At 68.1% G+C, this 8004-nt stretch carries 6 protein-coding genes; 5 read left to right on the top strand and 1 reads right to left on the bottom strand.

From position 1 onward, the window contains the following. Positions 1–99: 99 nt before the first annotated feature. Positions 100–528, bottom strand: coding sequence for a hypothetical protein (locus tag VGT06_03580; GenBank protein HEV8662212.1), 429 nt, complete (start codon positions 526–528; stop codon positions 100–102). Positions 529–1391: 863 nt separating this feature from the next. On the opposite strand from VGT06_03580, the gene VGT06_03575 reads away from it, so the two are divergent. The 5 genes from VGT06_03575 to VGT06_03555 all read left to right on the top strand — a co-directional run bounded on the left by VGT06_03575 (position 1392) and on the right by VGT06_03555 (position 7865). Continuing rightward, positions 1392–4193: an MASE1 domain-containing protein gene (locus tag VGT06_03575; protein ID HEV8662211.1), complete on the top strand. Its 2802-nt coding sequence runs from the start codon at positions 1392–1394 to the stop codon at positions 4191–4193. A 258-nt stretch (positions 4194–4451) separates the two neighbouring features. After that, positions 4452–5144 carry a metal-dependent transcriptional regulator gene (locus VGT06_03570; protein ID HEV8662210.1) on the top strand — a complete coding sequence of 231 codons (693 nt, stop codon included), beginning with the start codon at positions 4452–4454 and terminating at the stop codon, positions 5142–5144. A 245-nt stretch (positions 5145–5389) separates the two neighbouring features. Beyond that, positions 5390–6211 carry a multicopper oxidase domain-containing protein gene (locus VGT06_03565; protein HEV8662209.1) on the top strand — a complete coding sequence of 274 codons (822 nt, stop codon included), beginning with the start codon at positions 5390–5392 and terminating at the stop codon, positions 6209–6211. Positions 6212–6222: 11 nt separating this feature from the next. Next, positions 6223–7443 (top strand): ZIP family metal transporter, encoded by a 1221-nt coding sequence (locus VGT06_03560; GenBank protein ID HEV8662208.1) that lies wholly within the window; start codon positions 6223–6225, stop codon positions 7441–7443. Between the two features lie 14 nt (positions 7444–7457). Next, entirely contained in the window at positions 7458–7865 is a 408-nt protein-coding gene (locus VGT06_03555) for a hypothetical protein (protein HEV8662207.1), read from the top strand. The last annotated feature ends 139 nt before the right edge of the window (positions 7866–8004 follow it).

Raw genomic sequence — 8004 nt, 5'->3', positions numbered from 1 at the left:
ATTATGAGTTGCTGATCGCCCTGGTCGTCGACCTGCGACAGGCTGCTCGCATGTCATTGCCTCGTTGAGGTGTCGTCGGTCATCACCTCTCGGTGCTGTTCACGGCGACCTCGACGCATTCCCCGAGACCTCGAACTCGTTCAACCAAAAGATCAGCGTCCAGCCGATCCAGTACGATCGGTCCCGGGTCTGAAGATCCGTGAGTACCGTTCCACCCCGCCGCTTGCCTTCCTCGCTCACCTCCTGCACCAAGCGGTCGACCCGCACTTCGTCGCTGAACAGCGCCGGCCAGCGCGGCGCTCCAGGACGCGAGAGGCTTCCGGTGATGATGGGAACATACTTGAAGAGGTACAGGCCCCAATTCGCGGCGTAGATGTGCGCCACGGGCACCGCGCCTGGTGTGGGGCGCTGCTCCTCCAGGCGCTTTACCGGCACGACCGTGAGGGTCGCGCAGCCGCTGAGCATGAAGAAAAGCGTGGAGCCGACGAGGAGGAATCGCGCTCCGACCGGCGGGATACCCTTGCGCACTCGTGGAGCTCCGTAGAAGCCGTGATTGGAGCTAGGATACCGGCCGACCTATCCGGACCGCAAGACGCCGCGCGCAATCCCCCCCTGATACTCGATCCTGACCGGAGCAACAGGGCGAGGACCGAAGACAAGGGCGCCGTCGGTCAACCAGTGGATCATAGGCCGCTCCGAGCGCGCAGTCAATGTATCTGGAAGTAGAAAATGCGACACGACGGATGATGGTGGGAATTGGCGGGGAAAAGCAGGTGCTGGCGGGTGCTGACAATGGTTTACGCTGATCCCAGCGGCCGAGCCGCGTGGGCGGAGTAGATGAGACAGTCGGGCCGTTTTGGCCTTCCAGGAGATCTGGCCCAAACTTCGGCGGCGGCGAGGTTTCTACTAAGTCCTTATAAGTTCAGGGCGCATTAGGTTTTCGGTGCGGCTGAGCAAAATGTGCGGAGTACGAGAAAAAGGCGATGCTGTGCGAAGTAGATGAGAATTTCACAACCGCAATCTTGAATCTGTACCAATTTTCCTGCCCCCAAGGGGGGCATGGTCGGGGCACTGTGGATGCACGGACGGTGCTCGTGAGCGATAGTCGCAAGGCCGCAACCGAGACCGACGGTGACACACGCGGCAGCCCGGATTCTTCCGATACCCCGCACCAGTTATCTGCTGCCAGGTATGTATCTTGCAACTCCCTACGACGCTGGCGCTCATCAAGGCATGGGAGCGCCCAAACCCGCTAGGGGGGAGTAGTGTCTCTCCTTCCCCTGAGGCCGCCGCAGAGCCCGTTGCATCCCTCGCCTGGCAACGCGCCCGCCGAGCGGGGCTCAGCCCGCCACGCTGCCGGTTGGACGTCCTCCCTGTTCTACCTCGCGCAAGTGGGCATCCTCGCCGCCGCCTACTTTGGGGCGGCAAGGCTCGGTCTGTCGCTGGCCGTCATGCACCCGAACGTCACGCTGGTGTGGCCCCCCACGGGGATCGCCCTCGCGGCGCTGCTCTTGTTTGGCTCCCGCCTCTGGCCGGGCATCGCCCTCGGGGCGTTCCTGGCCAATGCGTCCACCGCCGTCTCCCTCGCCACAGCGGGCGGCATCGCGGTGGGGAACACCCTGGAGGCGCTGGCGGGCGTCTACCTGCTTCGCCGCGTTGGCCGGTTCCGGAACTCCCTCGGGCGGCTTCAGGACGTGCTGGGGTTGCTGATCCTTGCAGCGGCTTGCAGCACCACGGTCAGCGCCACCATCGGCGTCGCCAGCCTCTGCCTGGGAGGCGCCGCCCCCTGGGCCCTCTACGGCTCCCTCTGGTGGCAGTGGTGGCTGGGGGACGCGATGGGCGCGCTAGTGGTGGCTCCGGTGCTCCTGACCTGGGGGGCGCGGCCTCACTTGAGCTGGCCTCTTCGGAGGCTGGCCGAGGCCGGGACCTTGCTCGGCCTGCTGGTGATCGTCAGCCAGATCCTGTTCGGGGGGTGGTTCCCCACTGAAGTTCTTGGGTATCCGATGGCCTACGTGGTCTTCCCCTTCGTGATCTGGGCCGCGCTGCGGTTTGGCCCCCGGGGGGCCGCGACGGCGACTCTGGTCGTGTCGGCGATCGCGGTCTGGGGGACGGTGCAGGCAGTCGGCCCCTTTCTGGGGGAGGACCCCACCGAGCGCCTCCTGTTGCTCCAGACCTTCATGAGTGTGGTCGCGGGGACGGGCCTGATCTTGGCCGCGACCAACACCGAGCGCCGGCGCGGGGAGGCCGCCCTGCGGGACAGCGAAGAGAGGTTCCGAGCCGTCGCGGCGACCGCGCACGACGCGATCGTGTCTGCCGACAGCCAGGGCGTCATCACCTACTTCAACAGGGCCGCCGAGCAGATCTTCGGCTACGCTGCGAGCTACATGGTCGGCAAGCCCCTCACCCTCCTCATGCCGGAACGGTTCCATGAAGCCCACCGCCAGGGGCTGAGCCGCTTCCTGGCCACGGGAGAGGCCCACGTCATCGGAAAGACAGTCGAGCTGGTCGGGAGGCGACAGGACGGAACGGAATTCCCGCTGGAGCTTTCTCTCGCGAGCTGGAAGGTGGGCGCCAGGGTCTTCTTCACGGGGATCCTCCGCGACGTCAGCGAGCGCAAGCGGGCGGAGGAGGCCCTTCAGGCCGCCAATGCCCAGCTCCGGGAGACAATGGGTCAGCTCGAGGAAGCCTCGCGATTCAAGTCGGAGTTCCTCGCCAACATGTCCCACGAGTTGCGGACGCCCCTCAATGCGATCATCGGCTTCAGCGACCTCCTGCAAGGGGGGCGCCCGGGACCCGTCACCGAGAAACAGGCTCGCTATGTCGGCCATATCCAACAGAGCGGCAGGCACCTCCTAGAGATCATCAATGACGTGCTCGACCTCTCCAAGGTGGAGGCCGGAGTCATGGAGCTCGCGCTCGAGCGATGCCTCGTCCGGGAGACCCTGGAGGGAGCCCTCAACACGATCCGGCCGCAGGCCACGAAGAAAGGCTTGGCCCTTGACCTGGACGCCCCGGCGGATCTCCCCGTCGTCTCCGCCGACCCGGTCCGCTTGAAACAGATTCTCTTCAACCTCCTCTCCAACGCAGTCAAGTTCACGCCGGACGGGGGCAAGGTCACCCTTCAGGCCCGCCATCTCGACTCAGACTGGGTGGAGGTCGCGGTGGCGGACACGGGCGTCGGGATCCCCCCGGAGGAGCAGGGGAAGCTCTTCCGGGAGTTCGTCCAGGTGAGCAGCGCCGCCGGGAAGCGGCACGAAGGGGCCGGCCTAGGCCTCGCCCTGACCAAGAAACTGGTCGAGCTCCATGGCGGGCGGATCGGGCTGGAGAGCGCGGTGGGTCGCGGGAGCCGGTTCGCATTCACCCTCCCGGTCGCCCAGCCGCTGGCCGCATCGCGCCCGGCGGAGCGGGCAGAAGAGGCCCCCGGGGAGCGCCAGGTCCTGGTGATCGAGGACGAGCAGGCCGCCGCGGAGCTCATCCGCAACCACCTGGAGCAGGCTGGCTACCGGACCACCTGGGCTCGCAACGGCCAGGAGGGCCTGGCGCTGGCCCGCCGGCTTCGCCCGCTCGCCATCACCCTCGACATCCTCCTCCCGGACGTCTCAGGGTGGGAAGTGCTCCGGACCTTGAAGGCCGACCCGGCCACCCGCGAGACCCCCGTGATCGTGGTTAGCGTTACCGAGGGCGGGGAGATTGGGCTCAGTCTGGGCGCTCTCGACTTCCTGCAGAAGCCGATCAATCCCAAGATGCTGGTCGCCCGGTTGGCGCATCTCCGGAGGGGGACCGGCGGGGGCCGGCGAATCCTCGTGGTCGACGACGAGCCCCCGGTGCTGGACGCCCTCGCGACACTCCTCCGACGAGAGGGCTACGCGGTCCTGACCGCGCAAACCGCAGAGGAAGCTCTCGATCAGGTCGCCCAACAGCAGCCCGACTTCGCGCTCATCGACCTCCACATGCCGGGGCGGAGCGGCTTCGACCTGATCCAGACCCTCCGGCGGGATCCCCGGACGGCCCACCTGCCCATCCTGGCCATGGCCATTACCGGTAAGCTCCTCACCCCGGAGGAGGAGCGGCTGCTCACGGAACAGGCAGTCGAGCTCGCCCGGAAGCGGGTGGACACGGTGGAGGATCTCCTCCGGCAGCTACGGCAGGCCGAGCAGGTCCTTGGGCAGGGCCCCGAGAAGGGGATCCCCTAGATCATCCGGCGCATGGAGGAACATAAGCCGCGGGGGGATGGCCTCTAGGACGGCTCGACGTTATTGGTGTGTCCAGATCGAAAGCTCGCTAACTACTCATTCCGCCTGATTCCCGCATTTCATGCCTGTCTCATCTACTTCGCACACTTGTCTCATCTACTCCCGCCATCTACACCCACCCCCCAAGGGCCTTGACAGGGCATGTGCGGCAGGGTAGTGTTTTAGCGTGACCTAACATCTTTGTTTTGTGTGTTCAAGATGTTTATTAGCCAGGCTACCGAGGACTACCTGAAGACCATTTACCTGCTCGGCCAGGGCGGGGAGGTGACGACCTCTGCCATCGCCCTCAAGCTCAAGGTCTCGGCGCCCTCCGTCACCGGCATGGTCAAGAAGCTGGCCGAGATGAAGCTGCTCCGCCACACCCGCTACCAGGGGGTGGAGCTCACGGCGGCGGGCGAGAAGATCGCCCTGGAGGTGATCCGCCACCATCGCCTGCTGGAGCTCTACCTGAAGGAGGCGCTCGGCTACTCCTGGGACATGGTGCACGATGAGGCGGAGAAGCTGGAGCACGTGATCTCGGAGGAGTTCGAGGACCGGATCGCGAAGGCGCTCGGCTGGCCGGAGATCGACCCCCACGGGCATCCCATCCCCACGAAGGAGGGGGTGGTGCCGCCGGTTGCCGTCCGAGAGCTGGGGGAGGTGGAGATCGGGCACTCCGCCACCGTCCGCCAGGTCAGCGACCGGGATGCCGGGATGCTCCGGTACCTGGCCAGCCTGGGGTTTTTCCCTGGGGCCACGGTGCAGGTCCTGGAGAAGGCGCCCTTCGAGGGGCCGCTGCGGGTCCGGGTCGGGGCCGTGGAACACGCCGTGGGACGCGAACTGGCCCGGCACGTTCTCGTGAGCGCCGGGGCGGAACCCGGACGCCCAGCGCGGGAGCGAGGAGGACCATGAAGCGCGCATGGAATCTGATCACGAAGCCGCTCACCCGCCGGGGCTTCCTCTTCGGGGCCGGCGCCGGCTCGCTCGGGGTGCTCGGAGGTCGGCTGCTCACGCGGGCGGAGGGGGTCCCGTCCGTCCTGGCTGGAGGGGCGGCCGAGGCGGCGGCCGGCGGGGCGCATGACGCCCCCTATGGCGCGGCGCACGGGGCCGCCGGCACCGCTGGCCGGGCCGCGAACCCCTGGCCCGCCGGCAAGGGCATGGACCCGATGAAGTTCCTGACCACCTTCGACACCGGGACCGTGACCCGGCTCCCAAACGGGAGGACCCAGCGGGAGTACCGGATCGTCGCCCTGGACGCGGAGGTCGAGGCGGCCCCGGGGGTCTGGTTCCCGGCCTGGACCTACAACGGGACGGTCCCGGGCCCCACCCTCCGCTGCACCGCGGGCGATTCCCTCAAGATCCACTTCTTCAACGAGGGAAGCCATCCCCACACGATTCACTTCCACGGCATCCACCCGGCCAACATGGACGGCGTCTTCGAGCAGGTGCCTCCCGGAGGCCGGTTCACCTACGAATTCCCGGCGGAGCCCTTCGGCGCGTTCCTGTACCACTGCCACACCATGCCCGTGAAGAAGCACATCCACAAGGGGCTCTACGGGGCCTTCATCGTGGATCCGCCCACGCCCCGGCCGAAGGCGACCGAGTTCGTCATGGTCATGAACGGATTTGACACCGACCTGGACGGAGAGAACGAGTTCTATACCGTGAACGGGGTGGCCAACTACTACGTCGAGCGGCCCATCCCGCTCAAGGTGGGGGAGCCGGTCCGGATCTACCTGGTAAACGTGACCGAGTTCGACCTGATCAACTCCTTCCACCTGCACGCGAACATGTTCCGCCTCTACCGGACCGGCACCAGCCTCACCCACTCCGAGTTGACCGACACGGTCATGCTCTGCCAGGGGGAGCGGTGCGTCCTGGAGTTCACCTACCGGACCCCAGGGCGCTACATGTTCCACGCTCACCAGAGCGAGTTTGCCGAGCTCGGCTGGATGGGCTTCTTCGACGTGACGGCGTAGGGAGGACGGGCATGGGCGTTCGCGAGCAGGCGGCGGAAGGCCGGGCGGCGGGCGGGCTCGGCCGGGTGCCGGCGGCCCTCCTCTTCCTGGTGCCGCTGCTGGTCCTCGGGGCCGTGGTGGCGCTGTTTCTCGTCCAGGAGGAGGCCCTCGTCGGCCCCTCCCCCGTTCCCGCCGACGCCCTCCAGAAGCTGGAGGTCGAGCGGGTGACCTTCGAGCCCGGGCTCATCCGGGTGGTGCTCCGCAACAGCGGTCCGGGGGAGGTCACGGTCGCCCAGGTCCTGGTGGACGAGGCCCTCTGGCAGTTCGCCGCGGACCCGAGCCCGACGCTCCCGCGCCTCGGGCGGACGGCGCTCAGCATTCCCTATGACTGGATCCCGGGGGACCCGGTGGAGGTGAAGGTCATCACCTCCGTGGGCCTGGTCTTCACGGCGAGCGTCCCCATCGCGACCGTGACGCCGGTCCCGACGTGGCGGGCGGCAGCCGGGTTCACCCTGCTCGGCGTCTACGCCGGGGTCATCCCGGTCTACCTGGGCCTGCTGTGGCTTCCCTTCCTGCGGCGCCTGGATCGCCGGTGGCGGGACGTCCTGGTGGCCATGACGGCCGGCATCCTCCTGTTCCTTGGGGTGGACGTGATGAAGGAGGCCCTGGAGGTCGCCGGGCGGATCCCGAGCCTGTTCCAGGGGGTGGCACTGGCGGCCATCGGACTCACCCTCGGGATCCTGGGGCTGGCGGCGATCGGGCGGGCAGCCGGGGCCGATGCCGAGGGCCTTCAGCACGAGGCCGGGCGCCGCGCGCTGGCCTACCTGGTGGCGCTCGGGATCGGCCTGCACAACATGGGGGAGGGCCTGGCGATCGGGACGGCTTACGTCCGGGGGGAGATGGCGCTCGGGGCCCTCCTGGTCGTCGGGTTCACCCTGCACAACGCCACGGAGGGCTTCGGGATCGTCGCCCCGATCTCCCGGGACCGGACCGCGCTCCGGCACCTCGTCTGGATGGGCGCGCTGGCCGGCGTCCCCACGGTCGCCGGCACGCTCCTCGGGGGGTTCACCTACTTCGACCCCCTCGCGGTCCTCTTCTTCGCCCTGGGGGGTGGGGCGATCTTCTACGTCATCGGCATCCTGGCCCTGCTGCTCCGGCGGGGGTTCGCGGGGACCGCGGCTCTCACGCAGGCGGCAGGCGTGGCGGCGGGCCTCCTGATCATGTACGGGACCGGGCTCCTCTTGGCCCGGTAGGGACGGTGCGAAACATGCGATGGTCCAGTCCAGGAATCAGACGGCTGCGCGGGCTCCTCGGGGCCGCGCTCGCCGCGGGCGTGGTGCTCCTCGCCGCGGCCTTCGCGGCCCCGTGGGGGCGGCCGGCGGCGCCCGTGCGCGAGATCCGGCTCGAGGCCCGCGGGATCACGTGGAGCGGCGACAACCCGACCCTGACCGCGCGGGTCGGGGAGCGCCTGCGGATCACGGTGCGTAACGCGGAGCCGGGGCCGATCCCGCACGACCTGCGCCTTGTCGGTCCGAACGTCCGGACGACGCGCCTGCTCAAGCCCGGGGAAGAGGCGACGCTGGAGGTTCTGCTCACGCGCCCCGGGCGGTACGTGTACGGCTGTTCGCTGCACCCCGGGCTCATGGACGGGGTGATCGAGGTCGAGGACCGCTAGCAGAATGCCGCGCACCTCGGGTCTTCGGTGCGCTGAGGGCTTGCTGGGGCACCGGTGGAGAGGCGCCGCCGGTGCCTTTTTGCGTGGGGGGGACATGAGGGGGATGCCTCCGGCCGAGGAAGTCCGAGGGGCGGGGGAG

Origin of the sequence: Candidatus Methylomirabilis sp. (assembly GCA_036000645.1) — a bacterium.
Taxonomy (GTDB): Bacteria; Methylomirabilota; Methylomirabilia; order Methylomirabilales; family JACPAU01; genus JACPAU01.
The sequence above is the reverse complement of the archived record's forward strand: the minus strand, read 5'-3'. Positions and strand labels throughout refer to the sequence as shown.

Bases quoted from the DNA above. Each gene is read 5' to 3' on its own strand.
- VGT06_03565 (HEV8662209.1), top strand. From the start codon at position 5,390: ATGGACCCGATGAAGTTCCTGACCACCTTCGACACCGGGACCGTGACC.
- VGT06_03555 (HEV8662207.1), top strand. From the start codon at position 7,458: ATGCGATGGTCCAGTCCAGGAATCAGACGGCTGCGCGGGCTCCTCGGG.
- VGT06_03570 (HEV8662210.1), top strand. From the start codon at position 4,452: ATGTTTATTAGCCAGGCTACCGAGGACTACCTGAAGACCATTTACCTG.
- VGT06_03560 (HEV8662208.1), top strand. From the start codon at position 6,223: ATGGGCGTTCGCGAGCAGGCGGCGGAAGGCCGGGCGGCGGGCGGGCTC.